This is a genomic window from Nocardioides luti, from assembly GCF_014212315.1.
Taxonomy (GTDB): domain Bacteria; phylum Actinomycetota; class Actinomycetes; order Propionibacteriales; family Nocardioidaceae; genus Nocardioides; species Nocardioides luti.
In genome coordinates this window covers 2,603,761-2,629,344 of sequence record NZ_JACKXE010000001.1, presented here as the reverse complement: position 1 = coordinate 2,629,344, position 25,584 = coordinate 2,603,761, and the positions used below count along the sequence as shown (strand labels likewise).

Annotated in this window: 22 protein-coding genes; 10 read left to right on the top strand and 12 right to left on the bottom strand. The window is 73.7% G+C overall.

Features of this window, described 5'->3' with window-relative positions:
* Nucleotides 1-5: 5 nt before the first annotated feature.
* From H5V45_RS12465 to H5V45_RS12450, 4 genes are read right to left on the bottom strand one after another with little or no spacing between them, the layout of a single operon-like run.
* Entirely contained in the window at nt 6-1,004 is a 999-nt protein-coding gene (locus H5V45_RS12465; RefSeq protein WP_185253218.1) for a putative zinc-binding metallopeptidase, read from the bottom strand.
* A 60-nt stretch (nt 1,005-1,064) separates the two neighbouring features.
* Nucleotides 1,065-1,943: a transglutaminase family protein gene (locus H5V45_RS12460; RefSeq protein ID WP_185253217.1), complete on the bottom strand. Its 879-nt coding sequence runs from the start codon at nt 1,941-1,943 to the stop codon at nt 1,065-1,067.
* Nucleotides 1,940-4,423, bottom strand: coding sequence for a circularly permuted type 2 ATP-grasp protein (locus tag H5V45_RS12455; protein WP_185253216.1), 2,484 nt, complete (start codon nt 4,421-4,423; stop codon nt 1,940-1,942). Before H5V45_RS12455 ends, H5V45_RS12460 begins: the two co-directional genes overlap by 4 nt.
* Nucleotides 4,420-7,707, bottom strand: coding sequence for a transglutaminase family protein (locus H5V45_RS12450; protein ID WP_185253215.1), 3,288 nt, complete (start codon nt 7,705-7,707; stop codon nt 4,420-4,422). Before H5V45_RS12450 ends, H5V45_RS12455 begins: the two co-directional genes overlap by 4 nt.
* Before the next feature lie 107 nt (nt 7,708-7,814).
* Here H5V45_RS12450 and H5V45_RS12445 point away from each other — a divergent pair, with 107 nt between their 5' ends.
* Together H5V45_RS12445 and H5V45_RS12440 are read left to right on the top strand one after the other, a co-directional pair.
* Nucleotides 7,815-8,387, top strand: a complete 573-nt coding sequence (locus H5V45_RS12445; RefSeq protein ID WP_221633995.1) for a helix-turn-helix domain-containing protein — start codon at nt 7,815-7,817, stop codon at nt 8,385-8,387.
* On the top strand, nt 8,384-9,661 hold the full coding sequence (locus H5V45_RS12440) for an MFS transporter (protein ID WP_185253213.1): 1,278 nt from the start codon (nt 8,384-8,386) through the stop codon (nt 9,659-9,661). The genes H5V45_RS12445 and H5V45_RS12440 overlap by 4 nt, the downstream gene beginning before the upstream one ends.
* On the opposite strand, the gene hisC is transcribed toward H5V45_RS12440, so the two are convergent.
* Complete coding sequence (gene hisC, locus H5V45_RS12435) at nt 9,631-10,725, bottom strand: histidinol-phosphate transaminase (protein ID WP_185253212.1); 1,095 nt, start codon at nt 10,723-10,725, stop codon at nt 9,631-9,633. The genes H5V45_RS12440 and hisC overlap by 31 nt on opposite strands.
* 10 nt (nt 10,726-10,735) lie before the next feature.
* Nucleotides 10,736-11,299 (bottom strand): VanZ family protein, encoded by a 564-nt coding sequence (locus tag H5V45_RS12430; protein ID WP_185253211.1) that lies wholly within the window; start codon nt 11,297-11,299, stop codon nt 10,736-10,738.
* Nucleotides 11,300-11,404: 105 nt separating this feature from the next.
* Between H5V45_RS12430 and H5V45_RS12425 the strand changes: the two genes are divergently transcribed.
* Genes H5V45_RS12425 through H5V45_RS12410 form a run of 4 tightly spaced genes read left to right on the top strand, consistent with a single transcriptional unit; the run spans nt 11,405 to nt 13,656 of the window.
* Nucleotides 11,405-11,878 (top strand): hypothetical protein, encoded by a 474-nt coding sequence (locus tag H5V45_RS12425; RefSeq protein WP_185253210.1) that lies wholly within the window; start codon nt 11,405-11,407, stop codon nt 11,876-11,878.
* Nucleotides 11,879-11,897: 19 nt separating this feature from the next.
* Nucleotides 11,898-12,293, top strand: coding sequence for a phage holin family protein (locus H5V45_RS12420; protein WP_185253209.1), 396 nt, complete (start codon nt 11,898-11,900; stop codon nt 12,291-12,293).
* Nucleotides 12,290-12,802 carry a low molecular weight protein-tyrosine-phosphatase gene (locus H5V45_RS12415; protein WP_185253208.1) on the top strand — a complete coding sequence of 171 codons (513 nt, stop codon included), beginning with the start codon at nt 12,290-12,292 and terminating at the stop codon, nt 12,800-12,802. Before H5V45_RS12420 ends, H5V45_RS12415 begins: the two co-directional genes overlap by 4 nt.
* Nucleotides 12,799-13,656, top strand: coding sequence for a fructosamine kinase family protein (locus tag H5V45_RS12410; protein WP_185253207.1), 858 nt, complete (start codon nt 12,799-12,801; stop codon nt 13,654-13,656). The genes H5V45_RS12415 and H5V45_RS12410 overlap by 4 nt, the downstream gene beginning before the upstream one ends.
* Before the next feature lie 4 nt (nt 13,657-13,660).
* On the opposite strand, the gene H5V45_RS12405 is transcribed toward H5V45_RS12410, so the two are convergent.
* Nucleotides 13,661-15,934, bottom strand: a complete 2,274-nt coding sequence (locus H5V45_RS12405) for a PQQ-dependent sugar dehydrogenase (RefSeq protein ID WP_185253206.1) — start codon at nt 15,932-15,934, stop codon at nt 13,661-13,663.
* Nucleotides 15,935-16,035: 101 nt separating this feature from the next.
* Here H5V45_RS12405 and H5V45_RS12400 point away from each other — a divergent pair, with 101 nt between their 5' ends.
* From H5V45_RS12400 to H5V45_RS12390, 3 genes are read left to right on the top strand one after another with little or no spacing between them, the layout of a single operon-like run.
* On the top strand, nt 16,036-16,746 hold the full coding sequence (locus H5V45_RS12400) for a response regulator transcription factor (RefSeq protein WP_425491438.1): 711 nt from the start codon (nt 16,036-16,038) through the stop codon (nt 16,744-16,746).
* Nucleotides 16,743-18,149 (top strand): HAMP domain-containing sensor histidine kinase, encoded by a 1,407-nt coding sequence (locus H5V45_RS12395; protein ID WP_185253205.1) that lies wholly within the window; start codon nt 16,743-16,745, stop codon nt 18,147-18,149. The genes H5V45_RS12400 and H5V45_RS12395 overlap by 4 nt, the downstream gene beginning before the upstream one ends.
* Nucleotides 18,146-18,706 carry a DUF3558 family protein gene (locus H5V45_RS12390; protein WP_185253204.1) on the top strand — a complete coding sequence of 187 codons (561 nt, stop codon included), beginning with the start codon at nt 18,146-18,148 and terminating at the stop codon, nt 18,704-18,706. The genes H5V45_RS12395 and H5V45_RS12390 overlap by 4 nt, the downstream gene beginning before the upstream one ends.
* A gap of 11 nt (nt 18,707-18,717) precedes the next feature.
* Here H5V45_RS12390 and zwf read toward each other — a convergent pair whose 3' ends face one another.
* Genes zwf through H5V45_RS12365 form a run of 5 tightly spaced genes read right to left on the bottom strand, consistent with a single transcriptional unit; the run spans nt 18,718 to nt 24,630 of the window.
* Nucleotides 18,718-20,163, bottom strand: coding sequence for a glucose-6-phosphate dehydrogenase (gene zwf / locus H5V45_RS12385; RefSeq protein WP_185253203.1), 1,446 nt, complete (start codon nt 20,161-20,163; stop codon nt 18,718-18,720).
* Nucleotides 20,164-20,177: 14 nt separating this feature from the next.
* Nucleotides 20,178-21,467 carry a chorismate-binding protein gene (locus H5V45_RS12380; RefSeq protein WP_185253202.1) on the bottom strand — a complete coding sequence of 430 codons (1,290 nt, stop codon included), beginning with the start codon at nt 21,465-21,467 and terminating at the stop codon, nt 20,178-20,180.
* Nucleotides 21,460-22,083 (bottom strand): anthranilate synthase component II, encoded by a 624-nt coding sequence (locus H5V45_RS12375; RefSeq protein ID WP_246416356.1) that lies wholly within the window; start codon nt 22,081-22,083, stop codon nt 21,460-21,462. The genes H5V45_RS12380 and H5V45_RS12375 overlap by 8 nt, the downstream gene beginning before the upstream one ends.
* 16 nt (nt 22,084-22,099) lie before the next feature.
* Complete coding sequence (locus tag H5V45_RS12370; RefSeq protein WP_185253201.1) at nt 22,100-24,031, bottom strand: anthranilate synthase family protein; 1,932 nt, start codon at nt 24,029-24,031, stop codon at nt 22,100-22,102.
* A gap of 29 nt (nt 24,032-24,060) precedes the next feature.
* Nucleotides 24,061-24,630: a GNAT family N-acetyltransferase gene (locus H5V45_RS12365; RefSeq protein ID WP_185253200.1), complete on the bottom strand. Its 570-nt coding sequence runs from the start codon at nt 24,628-24,630 to the stop codon at nt 24,061-24,063.
* A 34-nt stretch (nt 24,631-24,664) separates the two neighbouring features.
* Here H5V45_RS12365 and H5V45_RS12360 point away from each other — a divergent pair, with 34 nt between their 5' ends.
* On the top strand, nt 24,665-25,570 hold the full coding sequence (locus tag H5V45_RS12360) for a phosphotransferase (RefSeq protein ID WP_185253199.1): 906 nt from the start codon (nt 24,665-24,667) through the stop codon (nt 25,568-25,570).
* Nucleotides 25,571-25,584 lie beyond the last annotated feature (14 nt).

Below are 25,584 nucleotides of genomic sequence, written 5' to 3'. Positions count from 1 at the left end.
AACGATCAACCATCTTGCGGATCGGCGGCGAGCGACGCGACGAAGTCGAGCTTGTCGAGGACCGGGGCGGGGATCACGAAGGGGTAGAGGTCCTCCTTGCCCATGCTGCGGTTGATCATGTTGAGCGCGATCGACAGCGGCACCCAGACCCCGACGACGAGGTCGCGGAAGTTGGAGAACAGGCGCGGGGAGCTGACGGCGGTGAGGCCGTACTCGCCGGCGCTCTCGATGGTGTCGCAGATGTGGAGGTAGTGCGCCCAGGTCTCGGCGAAGTCCTCGAAGGGGTGCATCGTCGCGTAGGTGGAGATGTACTCCTCCTCCCAGCCCGCCGGGGGACCCTCCTCGTAGTGCCGGTCGATCTCGGCCTGGTAGTCCTTCGACTCGTCGCCGAAGAGCTCGCGGCAGCGGTTGAACCGCTCGTCACCCTGGACCAGCTGCCACTCGTAGTAGTGGCCGACCTCGTGCCGGAAGTGGCCGAGCATCGTGCGGTACGGCTCGGCGAGCTGCGCGCGGACCTTCTCGCGGTAGGCGTCGTCGCTCTCCGCGAGGTCGATCGTGATGACGCCGTTCTCGTGCCCGATGACGACGTTCTCCTCGACGCTGCTCAGCAGGTCGAAGGCCAGGCCGTTCACCTCGTCCTGGTCCTTGCCGATGACCGGGAAGCCGAGGGTGTCGAGCTCGAAGACCAGGTGCCGCTTGGCCTGCTCGGCCGCCGGGAAGTTCTCGAGGCCCTCGACGTCGTCGTCGCTGGGCCGGGTCCGGGTCAGCCGGCAGCACGAGCAGAGCCCGCCCTGCACCGGCGTGAGCCAGGTGCAGCCGCTCAGGTTGAGGCTCGCGCAGACGAACCAGCCGGCGCCGGACGCGTCGACGTACCGCCCGTTCTCGTCGACCGGGACGATCGCACGCTCCTCGCGGGAGAAGCCGAGGCTGCTCCCGCAGGAGACGCAGACGGAGTTCTCGAAGTAGAGGGGGTTGTCGCACACCCGGCAGCGGAAGGCCTTCACCGCGAAAGCCTCGCACAGCGCCGGGAGCCGGGGCTCACCCGAGAGTGTCGGTGGACGCGCTCAGCCGGTGACGGGCGCCACGTCGACGGAGACGAGCAGCGTGGAGGTCGTCGCCTCGGTGAAGATCACGCCCTTCACCGGCGGCACGTCGCCGTAGTCGCGCCCCCACGCGACCGTGACGTAGCGGTCGTCGGCGCGCTGGTCGTTGGTCGGGTCGACGGCCAGCCAGGCGTCGCCGCCGAGCCAGACCGCCACCCACGCGTGCGAGGCGTCCGCGCCGACGAGCCGCTCCTGCCCGGGCGCCGGCTCCGTGGCGAGGTAGCCGCTGACGTAGCGACCGGCCAGGCCGTGCCCACGCAGGCAGGACAGCAGCAGGTGCGCGAAGTCCTGGCAGACCCCCGCGCGCGACGCGACGATGTCGTCGATGGTGGAGGTCACCGTCGTCGCGGTCTTGTCGTACTCGAAGTCGCGGTGGATCCGCTGCACCAGGTCGGTGACCGCCTCCCCCACCGGTCGTCCCGGCCGCAGCGACGCGGCCGCGTAGTCCCGCGTCGCCGGGGTCAGCACCACCTGGGCCGAGGGCAGCGCGAAGTCCGCCGCGCCGGCCGCGCCCGGCCGCACCGGGTCGAGCAGCGGGCGGAGGTCCTCCCACGGCGTCGCGAGCGCGCCGTCGTCGTACGCCGTGGGCACGACGTCGACCTCGGTCGTGGCGGTGACCTCGAGGACCCGGTGCGGGCGGGTCACCTGGAAGTAGGTGGCGGTGTTGCCGTGGTAGTCCACGTCCTGCGACAGGTCGCCGGGCTCGGGGTCGACGACGAGCCGGTGCTCCCCCACCACCTGCCACGGCAGCGAGCGCGGGACCAGGTGGGCGATGCCGAGGCTGTCGGTGACGTCGTCGTCGTAGGTGTACGTCGTCACGTGGCGCACGAGGTACCTCATCGGACCTCCACGGGAGTGACGGGCGCGGACGGCGCCAGGAGCGCCGAGCCGAAGGTCCGCGGCGCCGGGCCGCTGGCGAAGTGCAGCTCGGCGACGGCGTCGGCGAGCCGGCCGAGCTGGAGCAGGAACGCGTCGAGGAAGGCCTCGAGGTTGGGACGCTCGGTGCCGCCGATCGTGACCAGCGCGGCCACGTCGGTGGCGGCGAGCTGGCCGCGGAGGTCGTCGAGCAGCCGCTCGGGACGGGCGGACCCGGTCGAGGCCGGCATCGCGGCCAGGTGGGTCGACGCCTCGGCGAGGCTGAACGCCAGCGAGCGCGGGTTCTCCGGGTCCATCAGCAGCAGGTCGAGGACGCTGGCCGGCCGGACGTAGCCGCGGTAGCGGCGCCGGTGGGTGACCGCGCTCTCGGAGGCGGCCAGCACCGCGTTGAGCACGCCCCGGTCCACGTCGATGCCCCGGCGCACGGTCGTCGTGGCGCGCAGCAGGTGGCACAGCTGCACGGCCCGCTCGAGCGCGCGCCCGGCGCCGATCATGTGCCAGCCGGGGTCGCGGATCATGCTCGCGGTCACGCCCTGCAGCGAGAGGATCCCGGTCAGCATCCGCCCGGCGCTCTCGGCGACCTGGTGGCTGTGCTGGGAGGACTCCAGCGCCTCGCGGGCCCGGTCCACGACGCCGAAGACCCGCCAGGTGTCCGGCGAGAGCTGGTCGCGCACGCCCATGCCCGCGTCGCGCAGCCCGGCGAGCGCGTGGGCGACCGAGCCGGAGCGGTGCGGGTCCAGCACGAGCGAGCGGAACTCGCGGTCGAGCTCGGTCTCGTCGAAGCGCGAGCCAGCCAGCCGGCGTACGGCGTCCATGAGCACCGGCCGGACCTGCTGGTCGTCGGCGAGCGCGTGGGTCGTGATGACGAGGCGGAGCAGGTCCTCGGCGCGCTCGGCGTAGCGCCCGACCCAGAACATGTCCTCCAGCACGCGCGGGACGAGCGCGGAGATCGAGCGGGTCCGGGTCAGCGGCAGCACGTCCGCGAGGCCCTGGTCGGGGGCGTCCGGGGCCGCCTTGAGCACCCACACGTCCTTGGTGGTGAGCGTGCGGCCGGCGGTGCTGCGCCCGCCCTCGAGGACGTTCGCGAGCCCGCCGACGAGCGGGCGGTAGGCCGAGCCGTAGCGCAGCGTGAAGGCCCGCAGCGTCACCGTCTGCGGTCGCACCTGGCCGTAGCGCAGCGTCGGCGACTGCGAGAGCGCGAGCCGCTCCTGCCCGACGAAGCGGTACGGCGCGGCCTGCACCAGCGCGCGCAGCTCGTCGGGCCCCCGCCCGGCCAGCTCCTCGGCCTCGCCGTCGATCGCGCGGACCGCCAGCGTGTCGAGGTGGGCGAGCACGTGGGCGAGGCCGTCCGGGTCGCCGCACCACCAGGTGGGCACCGACGGCAGCCGGAGCGGCTCGCCCAGCAGCCGCTCGCAGAGCGCGGGCAGGTAGGGCAGCAGGGCCGGGTTCTCGAGCACCCCGGCGCCCAGGCCGTTGACGACGCGGACGGTGCCGCGGCGCACGGCCTCGGTGAGCCCGGCGACGCCGAGCTGCGAGTCGCCGCGCAGCTCGAGGGGGTCGCTCCACGCGGCGTCGACGCGGCGCAGGATCACGTGCACGCGCTCGAGCCGCCCGGGCACCTTGAGGAAGATCGCGCCGTCGCGCATCAGCAGGTCGCTGCCCTGGACGAGCGGGAAGCCGAGCATCGAGGACAGGTTCGCCTGGTCGTACGCCGTCTCGCTGGCCGTCCCCGGCGACAGGACGACCACGCGCGGGTCGGCGGGGTCACCGGGGGCGGACTGGATGAGGGCGGAGCGGAGCGCCGAGAAGTACGGCTCCATCCGGTGCAGCCCGGCCTCGCGGTAGAGCTCCGGCATCACCCGGGAGACCACGCGGCGGTTCTCCATCGCGTAGCCGAGCCCGGACGGCGCCTGCGCCCGGTCGGCGAGCACCCGCCACTCGCCGGAGACGGTGCGGCCCAGGTCCGTGGCGCTGACGACCAGCGGCCGCGGGTCGGTGGCCGACGCCCGGGCGACGCTGCGGACGAAGCCGCTGTGCCCGAGCACCACCGCGGCCGGGAGCGCCCCGGAGGTGAGCAGCGTCTGGTCGCCGTACAGGTCGGCGAGGACGGCGTTGAGGAGCTCGGCCCGCTGGGCGAGGCCGACCTCGAGCGGCGTCCAGGCGGCGGCGTCGATGACGAGCGGGACCGGGTCGAGGCGCCACGGCCCGACGCCGGTGCCGGGGCGGGCGTAGGTGACGCCGTCGTCGGCGAGGAAGCGGCGGATGTCCCCGTCGACGCGCAGCAGGTCGCGCGCGGTCAGGGCGACCGCGACCTCGGCGAGGCCCTTCCACGCCGGGCGCAGCGAGCCGTCGGGGTTGACGACCTCGTCGTAGCGGGCCTGCTCCCCCTCGGCGCCGAGCGTGCCCTGCGTGACCGTGGCGGCGTAGTCCCGGAGGACCGTCACGGGCTGCTCGTCGGCCGGGTCGGCGGGACCCGCCGGAGGTCGAGCGTGTGTGGGTACTCCTCGCTGGCGGCACGCCGGCCGGCCTCGCGCAGCGCGGCGACGTCGATCGCCCCCGGGGTGTGCCCGCGCGCCTCGAACCGGCTGGCCCGCCGGGCCTCGGCCTCATTGGCGTTGATCGGCGGGGTGTCGTAGCTCCGGCCGCCGGGGTGGACGGTGCGGTACGTCGCGCCGCCGAGCGACGTCGCGGAGGCGACGTCGACGACCTCGACGTGGAGCGGCGCGTGCACCTCGATCGACGGGTGCAGGGCCGACCACGGCTGCCAGGCGCGGTAGCGCACGCCGGCGTAGAACTCGCCGCTCACCCCGGTCGGGGTCAGCGGCACCGGCACGCCCTGGCAGGTCACCAGGTGCCGGTGCGGGTCGAGCCCGCGGACGGTGACCTGGAGCCGCTCGACCGAGGAGTCGACGAAGCGCGAGGTGCCGGCGCCGGTCGCCTCCTCGCCGAGCACGTGCCAGGGCTCGATGGCGGCCCGCAGCTCGAGCTCGACGTCCCCCACCCGGGTCATCCCGATCCGCGGGAAGCGGAACTCGGTGAACGGGTCCAGCCACGAGGACTCGAAGTCCAGGCCGTGCGCGCGCAGGTCGTCGACGACCTCCCCGATGTCGCGGATCACGCCCTGCGGCAGCAGGAAGTCCTCGTGCAGGGCGGTGCCCCAGCGCACCAGGGGGGCGGTGAGCGGCCGCTCCCAGAACATCGCGACCAGGCTCCGCACCAGCAGCGCCTGGACCAGCGCCATCTGCGGGTGCGGCGGCATCTCGAAGCCCCGCAGCTCGAGCAGGCCGAGCCGCCCGCGCGAGGAGTCGGGGCTGTACAACTTGTCGACGCAGAACTCGGCGCGGTGGGTGTTGCCGGTCAGGTCGGTGAGCAGGTGCCGCAGCGCGCGGTCGACCAGCCAGGGACGGGGCTCGTCCCCCTGCTCGGCGGTCAGCCGGGCGATCTCGGCGAACGCGATCTCCATCTCGTAGACCGCCTCCGGGCGGCCCTCGTCGAAGCGCGGCGCCTGGCTGGTGGGGCCGATGAAGCGGCCGGAGAAGAGGTAGGACAGGGACGGGTGGCGCTGCCAGTAGGTGATCAGGCTGACCAGCAGGTCGGGGCGCCGCAGCAGGGGCGAGTCGACCGGCTGGGTGCCGCCCAGGGTGATGTGGTTGCCGCCGCCGGTCCCGGTGTGGAGCCCGTCCAGGTCGAACTTCTCGGTCGTCAGCCGGGACTCCCGCGCGGCGGCGTACAGCGTCTCGGTGAGCGCGCGCTGCTCGGCCCAGCTCGCGGTCGGCTGCACGTTGACCTCGATGACGCCGGGGTCGGGCGTGACGCTGAGCTGGGTCAGGCGCGGGTCGGGCGGCGGGCCGTAGCCCTCGAGCACGATCGGCTGCGCCAGCCGGCGCACGGCGACCTCGACGAGCCGCAGCAGGTCGGCGTAGTCCTCGAGCCGCTCGGTCGGCGGCAGGAAGACGTGCACGAAGCCGTCGCGCGCCTCGATGACCAGCGCGGTGGTCGGCACGTCCTTCGGGTCGACGACCGTCACGGCCGGGACCTTCGGCTCGAGCGGCGGCCCGGCCTGGAGGTACGACGGGTCGACCGGCGGCTCCGCGGCCTCCCAGGCGATCGAGTCCAGCGGCAGCCGGAGCCCGGCCGGGGACGTGCCCGGCGCCAGCACCAGCCGGCCGCGGCGGAACGACCACGCGGGGACGGTCCAGTCCTCGCCGGTGACGAGCGGCAGCACCCAGGCGACCGGCTCGGTCACGTCCGCGTCGAGGTGCGCGAGGCTGTCGGCGTCGATCTCGCCCTCGGCGACCCGCGGCGGGTCGCCCTGCGGCTTGCGGACGTCCGCGGTGAGGACCACGAGCGGGTCCTCGTACGCCGGGTGCAGCAGGTGCGCGGGCAGCCCGAGCGACCGCGTGATCCGCTCGGCCAGCGCGTGCGCGGCCTGCGAGGAACCGTCCTCGTCGCCCTCCGCGGCCGCGCCGCCCCAGGGGTCCGCGAACAGCGCGGGGTCCTGCCAGAGCGGCTCCCCGTCGGCGCGCCACTGGAGCACGACCTGCCAGCGCGGGAGCGGCTCGCCGGGGTACCACTTGCCCTGGCTGCGTTGCACGACCCCGCCGGCGGCGTACGTCTCCCGCAGCCGCTCCGCGAGCTCGTTGGCCAGTAGCCGCTTCTCGGGGCCGTCGGCGGCGGTGTTCCACTGCGCCGAGGTCATGTCGTCGAGCGAGACGAAGGTCGGCTCGCCGCCCATGGTGAGCCGGACGTCCCCGGCCTCGAGCCGCTTGTCGACGGCCTCGCCGAGCGCGTCGATGCGGGCCCAGGCGTCGTCGGTGTAGGGCTTGGTGACGCGCGGGTCCTCGTGGATGCGGCGGACCTCGTTGTGGAAGGAGAAGGTCACCTCGGTCGGCTCGGTCGCGCCCTCGATCGGCGCGGCGGCGCTGGGGTGCGGGGTCGCCGAGAGCGGGATGTGGCCCTCGCCGGCGAAGAGCGCGCTGGTCGGGTCCAGGCCGATCCAGCCGGCGCCGGGGACGAACACCTCGGCCCACGCGTGCAGGTCGGTGAAGTCCTGCTCCGGGCCGCTCGGCCCGTCCAGCGCCTTCTCGTCGGCGGTGAGCTGGACGAGGTAGCCGGAGACGAAGCGGGCGGCCAGGCCGTACTGCCGCAGCAGGCTGACCAGCAGCCACGCGCTGTCGCGGCAGGAGCCGATGGCCAGGCGCAGGGTCTCGTCGGGCGTCTGGACCCCGGCCTCCATCCGCACGGAGTAGGCGATGTCGCGGTTGACGGCGCTGTTGAGGTTCGCGAGGAAGTCGACGGTGGGCGTGCCGTCCGCGGGCAGCGGCGGCAGGCGGTCCTTCCACGCGGCGGCCTCGGCGCTGTCGTCGACGGGGCGGAGGTACGGCGCCAGGTCGGCCGCCAGGGCGGGCTCGTAGGTGAAGGGGAAGCGCTCGGCGTACTCCTCCACGAAGAAGTCGAACGGGTTGATCACCATCAGGTCCGCGACCAGCCCGACCGTGATGTCGAGGGTCTTCACCGGCTCCGGGAAGACCAGGCGCGCCAGCCAGTTGCCGAACGGGTCCTGCTGCCAGTTGACGAAGTGGTTCTTCGGCTCGACCTGCAGGGAGTAGGCCTCGATCGGGGTGCGGCAGTGCGGGGCCGGCCGCAGCCGGACCACGTGCGGGGCCACGGCGATGGGGCGCTCGAAGTCGTAGGTGGTGCGGTGCTCGAGCGCGACCTTGATCGACATGGGCCCTAGCCTCCCCCACGCACGTTGCGGCGGGGTAACCGTTCCGCCGAATGACAGACTGCAAAGACATGTTTGCAAATGATCCTTTGCAGTTCTACGCTCCTGCCATGGACCTGACCTCGATCACCCCGACCCCGCAGGCGCTCAAGGCGCTGACCCACCCCGTGCGGCTGCGGATGCTCGGGCTGCTGCGGGTCGAGGGGTCCGCCACGGCCACCCAGCTGGCGACCCGGCTGGGCCTGAACAGCGGCGCGACGTCGTACCACCTGCGCCAGCTGGCCACGCACGGCTTCATCACCGACGACGAGGAGCGCGGCAACGGCCGCGACCGCTGGTGGAAGGCCGCGCACCAGGCCACCATGACCGGCCGCGAGGCGCCGCCGGACGACGAGGCCCGCGAGACGCTCGACGCCTACCTGCAGTCGGTCGTCACCGTGCTCACCGAGCAGCTGCAGCGGGCCGTCGAGGAGCGCGCGCTGCTCCCCGACGCGTGGCGCGCCGCCTCGGAGTTCAGCGACTTCGGGATCCGGTTGACGCCCGCCCGGGCCAAGGCCCTGATGGACCACCTCGACGAGATCCTGCTCGGCCAGGAGGAGGACGACTCCGACGACGCCGCGGACTTCGTCGTCCAGCTGACCGCCTTCCCGCGGCCCGGCACCGTGACGGGTGACCCGTCGTGAGGCGCCCGCTCTACGGCTGGCTCGTCTCCGAGGCGGTCTCGCTGACCGGCACCCGGGTCTCGATGCTCGCGCTGCCCTACTTCGTCCTCGTCACCACCGACTCCCCCGTGAGGACCGGCCTGGTGGCGCTCTTCGAGATGGTCCCGCTGATCGTGCTCAAGGTGCTCGGCGGCCCGATCATCGACCGCGTCGGCGCCCGCCGCGTCAGCATCACCTGCGACGTGGGCTCGCTGGTCGTCGTCGGCTCGATCCCGCTGCTGTACGACGCCGGCCTGCTGCGCTTCGGGGCGCTGCTGGCCCTGGTGGCGCTCGCGGGCGCGCTGCGCGGGCCGGGCGACGCCGCGAAGAGCGCGATCGTGCCGGCGCTGGTCGCCTCGGCGCAGGTCCCGATGGAGCGCGCGACCGGCCTGCACGCCACCGTCGAGCGGACCGCCACGATGCTGGGCGCGATCATCGCCGGCAGCCTGGTCGCCGTCGTCGGGGCGGCCAACGCGCTGCTCGTCGACGCGGCCAGCTTCGGCCTCTCGGCCCTGGTGCTGGCCTGGGCGACGGCGTCGATGCGGCGCCCGTCCCGCTCGTCCGGTCAGGGGGCCGACGGTGCCGAGGAGGAGGCCGACGCGCTGCCCTACCGCGCCCAGCTCGCGGCCGGCTGGCACTTCCTGCGCGGCGACCGGGTGCTGCTCGGGATCGCCTTCATGGTCGCGCTGACCAACATGATCGACGCGGCCTACACCTCGGTGCTGATGCCGGTGTGGGCCCGCACCTGGGGCGGTGGCCCCGCCGCGCTGGGCGTGGTGTTCGCGGTCTTCGGCGGCTTCGCGGCGCTCGGCGCGATCTGCGCGGCCACCTGGGGCGCGCGGCTGCCGCGCTACGCGACGTACCTCGTGACGTTCCTGGTCTGCGGGTCGCCCCGCTTCTTCGTCCTCGCGTGGGACAACCCGCTGTGGGCGGTGCTCGCGATCGCGGCGGCCTCCGGCTTCGGCTCGGGCTTCATCAACCCGATCCTCGGCGCGGTGATCTACGAGCGCATCCCCGCCCCGCTCGTCGGCCGCGTGTCGTCGCTCATCACCGCGCTGTGCTTCGCGCTGATGCCGATCGGCCCGCTGCTCGGCGGCACGCTCGTCAGCGGCGCCGGGCTGGCGGTCGCGATGCTGGTCGCCGGGTCGGCGTACTTCCTCGTCACGATGCTGCCCGCCGTCGACCCGAAGTGGCGCGAGATCGACCGCCGGCCGGCGCCGGCCTCTCAGGACCTGGCGAACGCCCCCGCCAGCTGAAGCAGCCGGTCGTTAGCCTCGGTCTCGCCGATGGACACGCGGGCGCCCTCGCCGGCGAACGGACGCACCACGATGCCGAGCTCGTCGGCGGCGGCGGCGAAGTCGGCGGTCCGGTCGCCCAGCTCGAACCAGACGAAGTTGCCCTGGGCGTCGGGGACGTCCCAGCCCGCGGCCCGCAGGCCAGCCACCACACGAGAGCGCTCGGCGACCAGCGCGTCGACGCGCTCCAGCAGCGCCGCCTCGCTCTCCAGCGAGGCGATCGCCGCGGCCTGGGCCACGGTCGAGACGCCGAACGGCAGCGACACCGCGCGCAGGGCCGCGGCGATCGGGGCCGGCGCGACGGCGTACCCCACCCGGAAGCCGGCCAGGCCGTAGGCCTTGGAGAAGGTGCGCGTCAGCACGACGTTCTCGTGCGCGCGGTAGGTCGCGATCCCGTCGACGGCGTCGTCCATCCGGACGAACTCGACGTAGGCCTCGTCCACGACGACCAGCACGTGCGACGGCACCCGGGCGAGGAAGGCGTCGAGCTCGGTCTGGGTCACCGACGGGCCGGTGGGGTTGTTCGGGGTGCAGACGAGCACCACCTTGGTGCGGTCGGTGATCGCGTCGACCATCGCGTCCAGGTCGTGGCGGCCGTCGGCCAGCACCGGCACCCGCACCGACGCGGCCCCGGCCGCGGTGATCGCGATCGGGTAGGCCTCGAAGGAGCGCCACGCGAAGACGACCTCGTCGCCGGGGTCGCAGAACGCCTGGACGAGCTGGTAGATCAGGCCGACCGAGCCGGTCGCCACGGACAGGTCGCCGACCGGCACGCCGAACCGCTCACCGAGCGCGGCGTACAGCGCGGTCGCGCCCATGTCGGGGTAGCGGTTCATCTGCCCGACCGCCGCCTGCGCCGCCTCCACCACGCCGGGCAGCGGCGGGTAGGGGTTCTCGTTCGAGGAGAGCTTGTACGACGTCATGCCGGGCCGCACCGTCGGCGGCTTCCCCGCGACGTACGGCGGGATGTCGCCGATGTTCGATCGCGGTTGCGGAGTGTTCGAGCGGGGCTGCGGCGTGGTCATGCCTCGCAGGTTAGTAGCGGGCGTCCGGGCGGTGCCGCCAGGGCCGCAGCACCAGGGCGAGCAGCAGCCCGATCGCGACGCCCACGAGCGCGCCGGTGACGTTGTCGATGATGTCCGTGACGTCGCAGGCCCGGTCGATGCGCGCGAGCTCGAGCTGGGTCTTCTCGATCGCGGCGGAGTACGCCGCCAGCCCGACCAGCCCGAGCGGCACCGTGACCCACGCGGCCCGCCACCGCGCGGCGGCGAGGACCAGGAGGGCCCCCGACGGCACGAAGAGCACGGTGTTGAGCAGCCGCTGGCCGCTCTCGAAGATCCAGAAGCCGTCGGGCGCCGGCCCGCCGATGTCGAACGAGCACGTGGCCAGCCGGCCCTCCGCGGACACGATGCCGGGCGCGCCGTTCGCGGGGATCAGGGTCACGCAGGCGATCACGAGCACCGACCAGGCCAGGCCCGCCAGGGCGAACGCCGTGACCGGCCCGAAGGTCCGTCGCAGCGCCAGGCCGAGCAGCCCGCAGAGCAGCCCCGTGAGGGCAGCACCCACCAACATCACGCCGACACCACCCACGGGGAACACGTCGCGAAGGCTACCGAGCGGCGCCACGCAAGCCGGTCTGGTCGGGTCGCGCCGCTCCCGCCGATTCCGGCTCGGGAGCCACGCACGGCTCCTACCGTGGACCGCATGACCGTCCGCCGTGCCCTGCCCGCTGGCCTGGCAGCCCTCGCCCTCGTCGTCACCATGGTCACCGGGCTCTGGCCGGCGTCCGGGCAGGCGGCCCACCACCCCGCGGCCCACCCCGGCTCGCACGCCGCGCGCACCGTCGACGACGTCCTCTACTTCGACATGTACGCCCACGGCCGCAAGGAGCCGCGTCGGATCTTCCTCACCGCGAACAGCGGGCCCTACCTGAAGAAGATCACCTGGAAGCACTGGGGCACCGAGAAGGCCGTCGGCCGCGGCGTCTACGTCAGCGACTGCGCCTCCTGCCCGCCGCCGGCCCACCGCAAGGCCGTGATCACGCTGCGCACGGTCGTGGCCTGCGCGGACGTGGTCGACGCGCACGCGTACAAGAAGGGCCGGGTGGTGCTCGCCGAGCCCGACGAGGGCGGCACCGACCGCACCTTCGCGCTGCCGGCGGGGTGCCCGCCCTCCTGACGCCTGTCAGGATGGGGCCATGCGCTTCCTGACCTGGTTGGTGACCACCGCGATCGCGCTCGCCGTGGCCGCGTGGGTGTTCGACGGGATCCGGTTCACCGGCCCGATCCACGGCTCGGCGGAGATCAAGCACAAGCTGCTCCCGCTGCTGCTCGTCGCACTGATCCTCGGCCTGGTCTCGGCGACGGTGAAGCCGCTGCTCAAGATCGTGTCGATCCCGTTCATCGTCCTGACGCTGGGCCTGTTCCTCGTGGTGATCAACGCGGCGATGCTCGGCCTGACCGGCTGGCTGGCCGACGGCCTCGGCATCGGCTTCCACGTCCGCGGCTTCTGGACCGCGGTCGGCGGCGCGATCGTGATCACCCTGGTCACCTGGGTGGTCGACCGCCTGATCGGCCCCGACGAGCGTCGATGACCCGGCTCCCCGCGCCGCGCTCGGCCGACGGCCCCTACCGGATCGCCCTGGTGTGCCTCGGCAACATCTGCCGCTCGCCGATGGCCGACGTCGTGCTGAGCGAGCGCGTCGACGAGGCCGGGCTCGCCGGCCGCGTCGAGGTGTCGAGCTCCGGCACCGGCGGCTGGCACGTCGGGAACCCGATGGACCGGCGCGCGGCGGCCACCCTGACGGCGGCCGGGTACGACCCCACGGCGCACCGGGCGCACCAGTTCGACCCCGCCGACCTCAGGGGCCTCGACCTGGTCCTCGCCATGGACGCGCAGAACCTGGCCGACGTGACGAGCGGGGCCGACGACGACCGGGTGCGGCTGTTCCGCGACTTCGATCCGGTCGATCCGGGTGGCGAGGTGCCGGACCCGTACTACGGTGGGGACGCCGGATTCGAGGAGGTGCTCGCCATGGTCGAGCGCACTGCGGCGACGATCGTCGCCCAGCTGAGTGACGAGCTGCGGGACCAGCAGCGGTGACCCGCCTGCCGCTGGTCGCCCGCCGTGCCGAGGAGCTCCTCGGGTCGGCGGTGGTGGCCACGGCCCCCGTCGCCGGAGGCGACATCTCCACCGCGACCCGGCTGCGGCTCAGCAACGGCACCACCGCGCTGATGAAGACGCACCCGCACGCGCCCCCCGACTTCTTCGAGGCCGAGGCGGCCGGGCTGCGCTGGCTCGCGGACGCCGGCGGCATCCAGGTCCCCGAGGTGCTCGCGGTCGACCACGAGTGCCTGATCCTGCGCTGGGTCGAGCCCGGCAAGAACACCGCCGACGGCGCCGCCGCGTTCGGGCGCGCGCTGGCCACGACCCACGGGGCGGGCGCGCCGTCGTACGGCCTGGACCACGAGGGGTACGTCGGCAAGCTGCCGCTGCCCAACCGGGCGGCCGACACCTGGGCGGAGTTCTACGCCGTACGCCGGGTGCTGCCGTACCTCAAGCTGGCCCACGACCGCGGCGCGGTCACCGACGCCGAGGTCGCGACCATCGAGCGGGTCGTCCCGCGGCTGGCCGAGCTGGTCCCCGAGGAGCCGCCGGCGCGGCTGCACGGCGACCTCTGGAACGGCAACGTGCTCTGGGGCCTCGACGGCCAGGCCTGGGTGATCGACCCGGCCGCGCACGGCGGGCACCGCGAGAGCGACCTGGCGATGCTGTCGCTCTTCGGGCTGCCGCACCTGCCCCGCGTGCTCGAGGCCTACGCCGAGGTCGCCCCGCTGGCCGACGACTGGCAGGACCGCGTCGGGGTGCACCAGCTCTTCCCGCTGCTCGTGCACGCCTGCCTCTTCGGCGGCGGCTACGGCGCCCGGGCGGCCGCGGCCGCCAAGCCGTTCGGCTGACCGGTCAGCGCACCCGGCGGTAGACCGCCCGGTAGTCCCGCGCGCCCGGCTCCGCGACCACGACGTGCGTGCGGGCCCGGCCGTCGGACCAGCGCACGAAGCGGTAGCGGTGCCCGTGCCACCTCTGCTTCTTCGGCGCCGACAGCGTGAAGTGCCCGCCCCGGATGAAGGTCCGGTGCAGCGGCGCCCGCTCCCGGGCACCCGCGACGCTGACCCGCAGGCCCACGGGCTTCGTGGTGAACCCGAGCCGGGCCTTGCGCGGGCTGAGCTGGATCGAGCGGGTGGTGGTGAGGCCGCGGGAGTCCGTCGCGGAGGCGGTGACGAGGAGGTAGGAGGGGTACTCGTGGTCCGGTGCCTCGACGTCGACCACCGACTGGCCGATCCACTGGTCGGTCGGGTGGCTGTGGCAGATCGCCGGGCAGTGCCGGATCGTGAGGTGCCAGGCCATCCGCTCCTCGGGGACCACGCCGCCGTCCTCCTCGGGGTCGGTGGCGGACGCCTCGAGGTGGATCGACTGGCCGACGGACCACCTCAGGGAGGCGGCCGGTGACGCGACCGTGAGGGTCGGGGCGGTGTCCCCGGCGTACACCGTGACGAGCGCGGTGTCGGACGCCCCGCTCGGGTCCGAGACCCGCACGCCGACGCGGTAGTTGATCTCCCGCGTGAAGGTGCGGGTGACCTTCGCGCCGGTCGCGTCGTCGAACTGGCCGTCGCCGTCGAGGTCCCAGGCGTAGGACAGCGCGTCCCCGTCGGGGTCGGTGGAGCCGGAGGCGTCGAGCTGGACGGCCAGCCGCAGCGGACCCGAGACCCGGTCGGTGGTCAGGTCGACCACCGGCGGCTGGTTGCCGCGGTAGTAGTGGATCCGGTGGATCGCACCGGCGCCCACGGCCGGGTAGCCCAGGCCGTTGACCCCCAGCTCGGCGTAGAACAGGTCGCCGCCGGGTCCGGTCACGAGGTTCACCGGGCTGCTCGCGCCCTCGACCAGGATCCGCACGGTGCCGGGGTCCGGCGAGCCGTCCTTCTTCTTGCCCAGGGCCCAGATGCAGCCGCGGGCGTAGTCGGAGAAGACGAGCGCGTCGCGGAAGCGGGCGGGGTACGACGACGCCGTCGGGAAGGCCACCCCGGAGATCGCCGAGGAGCCCACCGGGCAGCTCTCGTCGGGGGCGACCTCGCCGCCGCGGGCGTCGTACTGGAAGGTCGGGCTGCGCGCCGAGCCCTCGGCGTACAGGTCCTCGCACACGGGCTTGTCGAGCACGTCCCAGCCCGGGTTGCGCCCCGCGCCCTCGTAGCAGGGCCAGCCGAAGTCGACGACCTGGTCGGGCGTCGTCGTGGGCAGGGTGTTGAGCTCCTCGTACTGGAAGCTGCCGACGTCGCCCACGACCACCTGGCTGGTGCCGGGGCGGAACGCGAAGCGGAACGGGTTGCGGAAGCCGTCGGCGATGATCCGCCGGGCGTTGAGGTCCGGGCTCGACGCCAGCGGGTTGCCGGGCGCCCCCAGGCCGGTGTCCGGGTCGATCCGGATCACGGTGCCGTTGAGGCCGACCGGGTCGCCGCCGGTGCGGAGGTCCTGGGCGCGCAGCGCGCCGCCCTCGTCGACCGGGTCGCCGCACGGGTTGCCGGTCTGGCCGTAGTCCTCGTAGTTGTAGTTGGCACCCTCGCCCGCGCTGGCGTAGAGCGCGCCGTCGGGGCCGAAGGCGACCGTGCCCGTCGCGTGGCTGGGGAACTGCAGGCAGTAGTCCTCGACGAGCACCTGCTCCTCGCCGGTCACCTGGTTGCCGTCGGCGGTCAGCCGGGACACCCGGCCGCTGACCACGCAGCCCTGGTCGTCGGCGCCGGGCGGGTCGGGGCAGTCGTCGTAGTACTGGCCCGGCTCCCCCCACCGCGGCGCGGGCGCCGGGTCGCCGAGGACGTGGTTGTAGGCGTAGCTCACGTAGACGTACGGGCGCGCCGGGAATTCGGGGTCCAGGGTCAGCCCGAGCAGGCCCCGGTCGTAGAAGTTCTCGACGTTCACGTTCAGGTCGGCGAAGACGTCGGCGTCGGTGTCGTCGAGGCCGTCGAAGACCTTGATCACCCCGGTCTTCTCGGCCACGAACACCCGCCCGTCCGGCGCGAAGGCCATCGCGGTCGGCTGGTCGAGGCCGCCGATGACGACCTGGTCGCGGAAGCGGTCGGGCAGGAGCGGCGCGTGCTTCTCGTGCGCGGTGGCCCAGGGCGCCGGGACGAGGACGGTGGCCAGGAGCGCTCCGACGAGCACCGGCCCGAGCAGCTGCGTGCGCACGGCATCCCCCCAGGGTGCGAACCCCCGCCGCACCGCGGCCGACCCTACGCCGCCGCGGGCTCTCTCAGTCGGGTTTCAGGCTCGACTGGCACAGTGGGGGCGTGATCAGCAGCGCTCCGGGGACCCCCGCCAAGCCCCGCGTCCTCGTCGTCGACGACGACAAGGCCGTCCGGGAGTCCCTGCGCCGCTCCCTCGAGTTCAACGGGTACGACGTCAGCCTGGCCACCGACGGCGCGGAGGCGCTCGCGGGGATCGCGGGGGCCGCTCCCGACGTCGTCGTGATGGACGTGATGATGCCCCGCCTCGACGGGATCGAGGCGACCCGCGCGCTGCGCTCGGCGGGCAACGACGTCCCGATCCTGGTGCTGACCGCCCGCGACGCCGTGGGTGACCGGGTCGAGGGCCTCGACGCGGGCGCCGACGACTACCTCACCAAGCCGTTCGCCCTCCAGGAGCTGCTGGCGCGGCTGCGCGCCCTGCTGCGCCGCGTCGTCCCGCACGACGCCCCCGACGAGACGCTGGCGTTCTCCGACCTGTCGATGGACGTCGCCACCCGCGAGGTCCGGCGGGCAGGCCGCTCCATCGAGCTGACCCGCACGGAGTTCACGCTGCTGGAGATGTTCCTGCGCCGGCCCCGCCGGGTGCTGGAGCGCTCCTTCATCCTCGAGGAGGTCTGGGGCTACGACTTCCCGACCACCGCGAACTCTCTCGAGGTCTACGTCGGCTACCTGCGCCGCAAGACCGAGGCCGAGGACGAGCCGCGGCTGCTGCACACCGTGCGGGGCGTCGGCTACGTCCTGAAGGAGTCATGACCGACACCGTCGAGGGGCCGGGCCAGGGCCAGGGCTGGCACTACCGCCGCTCGCTGGCCAGCCGGGTCACGCTGCTCACGACGATGGCGGTCGGCCTGGCCGTGGCGTTCGTCGCCGCCGGCGCCTTCATCACCGTGAAGATGCAGCTCGAGTCCACGCTGGACCAGTCCCTCATCGAGCGTGCCGAGCAGGCCGCCGACGCCGGTCTGCTGGCCAGCACCGCGGGCCGCGGGGGCATCCCGTCCGGGGTGCTCGGCGCGGCCGACGTGCGCATCCTCTTCCTCTCGGTCGGCAGCGACGAGGCGGTCAGCGCCGACCGCGGTCCCACGCTCGACCTCGGCGCGCCCGAGACCGCCGTGCTCGAGGGCCGCTCCACCCACTCGATCCGCACCGTGACCGCCGACGGCACGCACTGGCGGGTCGCGACCGTGCCCTCCGGCGAGGGCAAGGCCCTGGTCATCGCGCAGTCCCTCGACCCGCAGGAACAGGTGCTCGCCAAGCTCGGCGTCGTCATGCTCCTCTTCGGCCTCGCCGGCGTGATCGCCGCGGCGATGGCCGGCTGGGCGGTGGCCCGCAACGGCCTGCGCCCGGTCCGCCGGCTGACGACGTCGGTCGAGCACATCGCCCGGACCGAGGACCTCACGCCGCTGCCCGTCGAGGGGGCCGACGAGATCGCCCGGCTCGCCGGGGCCTTCAACCAGATGCTGCTCGCGCTGGCCGCCTCGCGGGACCGGCAGCGCCAGCTGGTCGCGGACGCCGGCCACGAGCTGCGCACCCCGCTCACCTCGCTGCGCACGAACATCGACCTGCTCGCCCAGGCCGACCTGGCCGGCGGGCTGCCGCCCGAGGCCCGCGCCGAGCTGCTCGAGGACGTCCGTGCCCAGACCGAGGAGCTGACCACGCTGATCGGCGACCTGGTCGAGCTCGCCCGCGACGAGCCGCTCACCCACGTCGTCGAGTCCGTCGACCTCTCCGAGATCGTCGACCGCGCCGTGGTCCGGGTCCGCCGCCGGGCGCCCGGCGTCACCTTCGACGTCGACGCCGAGCCGTGGTGGGTGATCGGCGAGCCGGCCGCCCTCGAGCGCGCCTTCACCAACCTGCTCGACAACGCCGCCAAGTGGAGCCCGCCCGACGGCACCGTCCGGGTCCGGCTCACGGGCGGCGTGCTGACCGTCGACGACGAGGGCACCGGCATCGCCGAGGAGGACCTGCCGCACGTGTTCAACCGCTTCTACCGCTCCCAGGAGTCCCGCTCGATGCCCGGCTCCGGCCTCGGCCTCTCGATCGCCCACCAGGTCGCCACCCGGCACGCCGGCAGCGTGGTCGCCGGCGACTCGCCCTCCGGCGGCGCGCGGCTGACGATGCGGCTGCCCGGCGACCCCGCCCCGGTGCAGCCCTCGTGAGGGCGTACGCCGCCACGCTGGCCCTGCTGCTGCCGCTCGCGCTGGCCTCGTGCAGCTCCGAGGACTCGCAGCCGGGTGCCGCGGCCTCGCCCGAGCCGTCCGCCTCCCCGTCGGCGAGCACCTCGGCGAGCACCGCACCGGCCTTCAACCCGTGCCGCGACCTGGCCGCGGGGCGGGTCGGCCGGGCGCTCGGCGCCGAGGTCACGAAGGAGACCGGCTCCCCGGACAACCCGCGCTGCGCGTTCCTGCCCGTGCGCAAGGGCGGGCCGACGCTCAACGTCACCTACGGGGTGTTCACCGGCGACTTCGAGGACGCGTGGGACTCGATGGGCCAGCTCGACGGCACCGTCACCGACGTCGACCTCCCGGAGGCGGGCGCCGCCCGGCTGGTCGTCAACACCCGCCGGAAGGCGGTGCTGGTGACCGGCTTCGTCCAGGTCAACGGGCTGATCGAGACGGTCAACGCGATCATGCTGGCGCCGTACGACCGCGACGCCGTGGTCGGCACGACCCGCGACGTGATGGCGACGCTGGCGAAGAAGGCCCCGGCCGCCTGAGCCGCCCGGCCCTACTGGGCCGTGGCGTTCGGGTCGCGCCAGGACCGCTCGAACGGCAGCCGCCACGCGTGCGGCGCGATCAGCTGGTGGATGGCGTTCGGCCCCCAGCTGCCGGGCGCGTAGGACCGCACCGGCGGCGGGTCGGCGAGCAGCGGGCGGGACAGGTCCCAGAGCGTCTCGATGCCGGCCGCGGTCGTGAAGAGCGTGTGGTCACCGCGCATCGCGTCGTGGATCAACCGCTCGTAGGCCTCGAGCACGCCGCTCGACGACGCGGTGTCGTGGGTCGCGAACTGCATCGACAGCTTCTCGAGCTTCATCCCCGGGCCCGGCCGCTTGCCGTAGAACGACAGCGACATCCGGGACTGGTCGGCCAGGTCGAAGGTCAGGTGGTCGGGCCCCTGCATGCCGGCGTTCGAGCCCGCGGGGAACATCGCCAGCGGCGGCTCCTTGAACGCGATCGAGATGACCCGGGCACCCTCGGCCAGCTTCTTGCCGGTGCGGAGGAAGAACGGCACGCCGGCCCAGCGCCAGTTGTCGATCTCGACCTTGAGCGCGACGAAGGTGTCGGTGTCGGACTCGTCGGAGACGTCCGGCTTGCCGCGGTAGCCGGCGTACTGCCCGCGCACGACGTTGTGCGGCTCGATCGGCCGCATCGAGCGGAACACCTTGAGCTTCTCGTCGCTGATCGGCCCGGGCGCCAGCGACGTCGGCGGCTCCATCGCCATGAACGCCAGCACCTGCATCAGGTGCGTCACGACCATGTCGCGATAGGCGCCGGTCGACTCGTAGAACTTCTCGCGACCCTCGAGCCCGAGCGTCTCGGGCACGTCGATCTGCACGTGGTCGATGAAGTTGCGGTTCCAGATCGGCTCGAAGAGCCCGTTGGCGAACCGGAAGGCCAGGATGTTCTGCGCCGCCTCCTTGCCGAGGAAGTGGTCGATCCGGAAGACCTGGCTCTCGTCGAAGACCTCGTGCACCCGGTGGTTGAGCTTCTGCGCCGACGCGAGGTCGGTGCCGAACGGCTTCTCCATGATGATCCGCGAGCGCTCGACCAGGCCGGCCTCGTCGAGCTGGCGGAGCACGTCGAGCGCGGCCTTCGGCGGCACGCTGAGGTAGTGCAGCCGGCTGATCTCCGCGGCGTCGACGTCGAGGCTGTCCTCGGCCTCCTTGACCGCGGCCGCCAGCGCCGACGGCCCGGCCGACTGGGAGACGTAGGACAGCGTCGAGCCGAACGGCGCCCAGCGCTCGTCGGTGACGTCCCCCTTGCCGAACTCCTCGCACGCCTCACGCGCGAACGCCACGAAGTGCTCGGTGTCGACGTCCTCGAGCGAGGTGCCGACGATCCGGGCGTCCTCCAGCAGGCCGGCCTCGAAGAGGCGCAGCAGCCCAGGCAGCAGCTTGCGGCGGGCCAGGTCGCCCGTCGCACCGAAGAGCACGATCACGTGCGGTTGTTCCATGTCGTCGACGGTAGTCATGAGGTGTTGCCACCGTATTGCCGACCTGTCTCGTCGGGGAAGATCCCGTCGGCGAAGACCGACAGCAACCGCTCCGCCTTCCACCGCGACTCCGCGTGCTCGTCGCCCACCTCCGAGTGCACGGTGATCCCGCCGCCGGTGCCGAGCCGCCAGGTCCCGTCGCCCGTCGTGGTCAGCGACCGGATGACCACGCCGAGGTCCGCGCGGCCGTCGCCGGACACCCAGCCGAAGGCGCCGGCGTACACCCCCCGCGGCGTCGCCTCGACCGCGTCGACGATCTCCATCGTCCGCAGCTTCGGCGCCCCGGTCATCGAGCCGGCCGGGAAGAGCGCGCGCAGCGCCCCGACGGTGGTCACGTCGTCGCGCAGCCGGCCGCGCACGGTCGACACGAGCTGGTGGACGGTGGCGTACGACTCGACCTCCATCAGCACCGGCACCTCCACCGTCCCCGGCGCGCAGACCATCGACAGGTCGTTGCGCAGCAGGTCGACGATCATCAGGTTCTCGGCGCGAAAGCGCGGCTCGCCGGCCAGGTCGGCGCGCGCCGCCTCGTCCGCGACGGGGTCCGCCGAGCGCAGGGTGGTGCCCTTGATCGGCTTGGTCTCCAGCACCCGGTCCGCGGTCACCAGCGCGTAGCGCTCCGGCGAGCTGCTCAGCAGCCACCCGCGCGCACCCAGCACGTCGTGCTGGAGGAAGCCGGCGTACGGCGCGGGGTTGAGGTCGCGCAGCCGGAGGTAGGCCGTGACCGGGTCCAGCCCGGACGCCACCGCCCGGCGGTAGGTCAGGTTGACCTCGTAGGAGTTGCCCGCGAGCAGCTCCTCGCGGACCCGGGCGAACGCGTCGGAGTAGGCCGCATCCGGTGGTTGAGGAGGTCGCGCAGCGACCGTCTCGAAACCACCCCGCACGTCCGTGACCTCGTGCTCGAACAGCCGCACGTGCGACGCCCGCATCCAGACGGCGTCGGGCAGGTCCGCCGACGGCCGCCCGGGGAGGTCGGTGCGGCAGGCGTAGCCGAGGTAGCCGAACCACTGGTCCCCCGCGTCGCCGGCCGCGAGCTCGGCCTCGAGCACCGCGAAGACGTCGTCGCCCACGACCTCGGAGCCGCCGCCGGCGTGCCGCCGGACCTCGCGGGCCGCCGCGTCGAAGCTCAGCGAGACGTCGTCCTCGTCGAGCCACCCGACGAGCGAGCGCCGCCCCGACCACTCGCGCGCTCCGCCGCCGTCGAGCCAGAAGCAGCGGGGGTGGGTGGCGGCGACGTCGCGGAAGTACGCCGCGGGGTCAGTCACGCCCGGCCCCGAGGAAGTTCGCGACCAGGGCCAGCCCGTGCTCGGACAGGATCGACTCGGGGTGGAACTGCACGCCCTCGAGCGGGAGGGTCCGGTGCCGGACGCCCATCACCACGCCGTCCTCGCTGGTGGCCGAGACCTCCAGGCAGTCGGGCACCTCGAGGGCGGCCAGCGAGTGGTAGCGGACCGCCGCGAAGTCCTGGGGCAGCCCGGCGAGGACGCCGCGGCCGTCGTGGTGCACCGTCGCGACCTCACCGTGGGCGGGCCGGACCCGACCCACCCTGCCGCCGTACGCCGTCACGAGGCCCTGCATGCCCAGGCACACGCCCAGCACCGGCCGGGTGCCGGCGAGCAGGACCGCGCGGCCGACCGCGAAGTCGGCGTGGTCGTCGGGGTGGCCGGGGCCGGGCGAGAGCACGACGTGGGAGTGGCCGAGCAGGTCGGCGGCCTCCACCCGGTCGTGCTGGACGACGCGCGGGAGGGTGCCGGTGACGGCGGCGACGAGGTGGACGAGGTTCCACGTGTAGGAGTCGTGGTGGTCGACCACGACGACGTCGAGGCCCGGGAAATGCGGGTGGGCCCGATGAAGCTGGGGGGCAGTCTCCATCGGGCCCATGGCCACGTCCTCCACGCTACTCCGCTGCGGAAGGGGGCGCGGCGTCTTCCAGCAGCAGGCTGGTCACGATTTCGTGAAGGAGGTCGTAGCCGTGCTCGGTGAGGATGGACTCGGCGTGGAACTGGATACCGGCGTAGTGCGGCCCGCGGACCAGGTGGATGTCCCGCGTCTCCGGGTCCGCCTCGACGTGGACGTCGCCGTCGAGGCGCGCGTCGGTCGGGGCCCGCCCCACGAACGTGTTGTAGAAGCCGACCCGCTCGGTGCGGCCGTCGATGCTGACCGGCGACTGGGTGCCCTGGAAGACGATGTCCTTGTAGGCCAGCTCGATGCCGAGGTGGTGGCACAGCGCCTGGTGCCCGAGGCAGACCGCGAGGAACGGCTGGCCCTGCGCCATCAGCTCGGCGACCGCGGCCCGGAGCTGGGCCATCTTGGGGTCGTCGCCGTCGCGGGGGTCGCCCGGGCCGGGCCCGACGATGACGAGGTCGAAGCCGTCGAGCGCGCCGGGGGCGTACTCCTCGTGCCGCACGACCTCGCTGGTCATGCCGAGTACGCCGAGGACGTGGCGCAGCATGTTCACGAAGTCGTCCTCGCCGTCGAGGATCACCACGCTGCGGCCGCGCAGGCGCGGGTCCGGCGGCGAGCCGCCCTGGTCGGTGAGCCAGAAGCGGCTGAGCCGCCGGTTGCGGGCGTTCAGCGCGAGCAGGACGTCCTCGTCGAGCACCAGCCCGGCGATGTCGGTCGTCGGCACCGGCGCCGCGGGCACCAGGCCGAAGGCGCTCAGGATGCCGCCGGCCTTGGCGTGCGTCTCGGCGACCTCGTACGCCGCGTCCGAGTCGCGCACCAGGGTCGCCCCGGCGGTGACCGTCAGCGAGCCGTCGAGCCCCACGTCGGCGGTGCGGATCACGATGGGGCTGTCGACGACCGGGCCGCCCTGGGCGTCGCGGCCCAGGATCGCGAGCGCGGCGCCGTAGTAGCCGCGGCCGGACTGCTCGTACTCCTTGATCAGCCGGCAGGCGTTCTCGACCGGCGAGCCGGTCACCGTGGCGGCGTACATCGTGTCGCGCAGCACCTCGCGCGGGTCGCGGCTGGTGCGGCCGGCGAGGAGGTACTCCGTGTGCACGAGGCGGCTCATCGGCTTGAGGAAGGGCCCGAGGACCTGGCCGCCCTCGTTGCAGATGTCGCACATCATCTTGAGCTCCTCGTCGACGACCATGAAGAGCTCGTAGATCTCCTTCTCGTCGTGGAGGAAGTCGAGGAGCTGGGCCTTCGTATCGCCGTCCGGCGGGATCCGGAAGGTGCCGCTGATCGGGTTCATCCGGACGTCCCCGCCGTGGATCGAGACGTGCCGCTCGGGGCTCGCGCCGATCAGGTAGCGGTCGCCGGTGAAGACGACGTAGGTCCAGTAGGCACCGCGCTCGCGCTCGAGCAGCCGCTTGAGGACGGTCAGCGCCTTGCCGGCGTCCCAGTCGGCGACCCGGGCGCGGTAGTGCCGGCCGACGACGAGGTTCGCACCCTCCCCCTGGCCGATCTCGTCCCGGATGATCGCGTCGACGAGCTCGCCGTACGTCGCGTCGTCGGTCTCGAAGCCGCCGCGGTCGGCGAACTCGATCCCGGTGTCGTCGATCGCCGCGATCACCTCGGCGACCGAGAACTCCAGCTCGGACTCGATGTCGACCACGACCAGCGGCGTCCCGTCGTCGTGCGCCTCGAAACCGCGCTCGCGGACCTGGCGGAACGGGATCGCCAGCAGCCGGTCGGCGATGTGCCCCTCGGCCGGGACGCCCTCCTCGAGCGGCACGTCGAGCAGCGAGTCGACGACGCTGCGACGACCGCCGATCAGCCCGACCGTGTCCTTGTCGCCCGCCCGCGTCGAGCGCCGGATGATCGCCCACGCCTCGTGCCCCTGGAGCGCCTCGATCGCGGTCCGGGCATCGGGGGTCTCAGGCATGGCGCGAGTCTAGTGAGGCCGCGCGTCCCTCAGGCCGGGGTGACCACCGTGGAGACGACCCAGCGGTGCTTCCCGATCTTGCGCTCGCGGGTGAAGCCGAGCTGCTCGTAGGTCGAGAGCGCGCCGTGGAAGAGGAAGCCGGCCGCGACGTCCCCGGCGGCCTCCGGGTAGCCCTCGACCCGGCCGCCGCCGCGCTGCGCGACGAGGTCGAGGACGCCGGCGATGGCGGCGGTGCTGACGCCCTGGCGGCGGTGGCCCTTGCCGACGTAGCAGCAGGCGATGCGCCAGTCCGGCAGCTCGGTGAGCTCCTTCTCGTACGCCGGACGGTTCTTGATCCGGGGCAGGTCCTCGGGCGTGCCGAACTGGGCCCAGCCGACGCAGGCGCCGTCGTCGAGGACCAGCGCCGCGTGGGTCGTGCCGTCGAGCACCCGCTGGCGCTTCCGCTCACGGTTGACCTCGGCGCTCGCCCGGGGACCCTCGGGGTGGAAGCCGATGCACCAGCAGCCGCCGAAGACGCCGTTGTTGGCCTCGACGAGCGCCTCGAAGAGGGGCCAGCTCGACTCGTCGAGCGGCACCACGTCGTACGTCCTGCGCTCCATGCGCCCAGTCTGGCACCGCTGGCAGACTGGTGTCGTGCCTCGCGAGTACGCCGCCCCGAGCCCGGACCTGCTGGCGTGGGTCGGCGGCGAGGTGGGTCCCGGCGGCCGCGTGGTGGCCGTCGAGCGGCTGGTCGGCGGGATCACCGCCGACATGGACCGGCTCACGGTCTCGCTGCCCGGCCGCGACGTCGAGGTGGTGCTGCGGCGCTGGGCCGACGAGGACGGGACGACCGACCTGGTCGTGCGCGAGGCCGCGGCCCTCACGGCGCTGGCCGCCAGTCCGGGACACGGCGTCCCCGTCCCCGAGCTGGTGGCGACGGGCCCGCGGCGCACGCTCACGACGGCGCTCGCCGGCGAGCCCGACCTGGCGCCCGCCGACCCGGCCTCGTGGCTGGCGCAGCTCGCGGCCGCGCAGGCCGCGGTCCACACCGTCACCCCGCTCCCCGCGAACCCGCGGGCCGCCGCCGACCGGTACGAGGACCGACCCCGCGCCCTGGACTGGATCGCCGACCGTGGCCTCCGCGAGGCCGCCCGCCAGGCCGCCGACGGCCCGCCGCCCCGTGACGACCTCGCGTTCGTGCACGGCGACTTCCAGCACTTCAACGTGCTGTGGCTCGACGGCCGGCTGACCGGCGTCGTCGACTGGCCGCACGCCGGCGTCGCCAGCCGCGGGACCGACGTCGGTCACTGCCGCCTGAACCTGGCGGTCCTGCTCGGGCCGCAGGCCGCGGCCGGCCACCTCACGGCGTACGAGCGCGCGGCCGGCGCGCCCGTCGACCGCCGCGCCGACCTGCGCTCGCTGCTGTGCTTCGACGTCGAGTGGCAGGAGTTCATCCCGCGCCAGGTCGCGGGCCGCGCCGCGCTCGACGTCGCCGGCATGCCGGACCGCGTCGCGCACACGGTGCGGGACGCCCTGGACGCCTTGGACGCGTCGGGCTGACCGCTGCGTTCCCA

Bases quoted from the DNA above. Each gene is read 5' to 3' on its own strand.
- H5V45_RS12460 (WP_185253217.1), bottom strand. From the start codon at position 1,943: ATGAGGTACCTCGTGCGCCACGTGACGACGTACACCTACGACGACGAC.
- H5V45_RS12450 (WP_185253215.1), bottom strand. From the start codon at position 7,707: ATGTCGATCAAGGTCGCGCTCGAGCACCGCACCACCTACGACTTCGAG.
- H5V45_RS12445 (WP_221633995.1), top strand. From the start codon at position 7,815: ATGGACCTGACCTCGATCACCCCGACCCCGCAGGCGCTCAAGGCGCTG.
- hisC (WP_185253212.1), bottom strand. From the start codon at position 10,725: ATGACCACGCCGCAGCCCCGCTCGAACACTCCGCAACCGCGATCGAAC.
- H5V45_RS12425 (WP_185253210.1), top strand. From the start codon at position 11,405: ATGACCGTCCGCCGTGCCCTGCCCGCTGGCCTGGCAGCCCTCGCCCTC.
- H5V45_RS12420 (WP_185253209.1), top strand. From the start codon at position 11,898: ATGCGCTTCCTGACCTGGTTGGTGACCACCGCGATCGCGCTCGCCGTG.
- H5V45_RS12415 (WP_185253208.1), top strand. From the start codon at position 12,290: ATGACCCGGCTCCCCGCGCCGCGCTCGGCCGACGGCCCCTACCGGATC.
- H5V45_RS12395 (WP_185253205.1), top strand. From the start codon at position 16,743: ATGACCGACACCGTCGAGGGGCCGGGCCAGGGCCAGGGCTGGCACTAC.
- zwf (WP_185253203.1), bottom strand. From the start codon at position 20,163: ATGGAACAACCGCACGTGATCGTGCTCTTCGGTGCGACGGGCGACCTG.
- H5V45_RS12375 (WP_246416356.1), bottom strand. From the start codon at position 22,083: ATGGGCCCGATGGAGACTGCCCCCCAGCTTCATCGGGCCCACCCGCAT.
- H5V45_RS12370 (WP_185253201.1), bottom strand. From the start codon at position 24,031: ATGCCTGAGACCCCCGATGCCCGGACCGCGATCGAGGCGCTCCAGGGG.
- H5V45_RS12365 (WP_185253200.1), bottom strand. From the start codon at position 24,630: ATGGAGCGCAGGACGTACGACGTGGTGCCGCTCGACGAGTCGAGCTGG.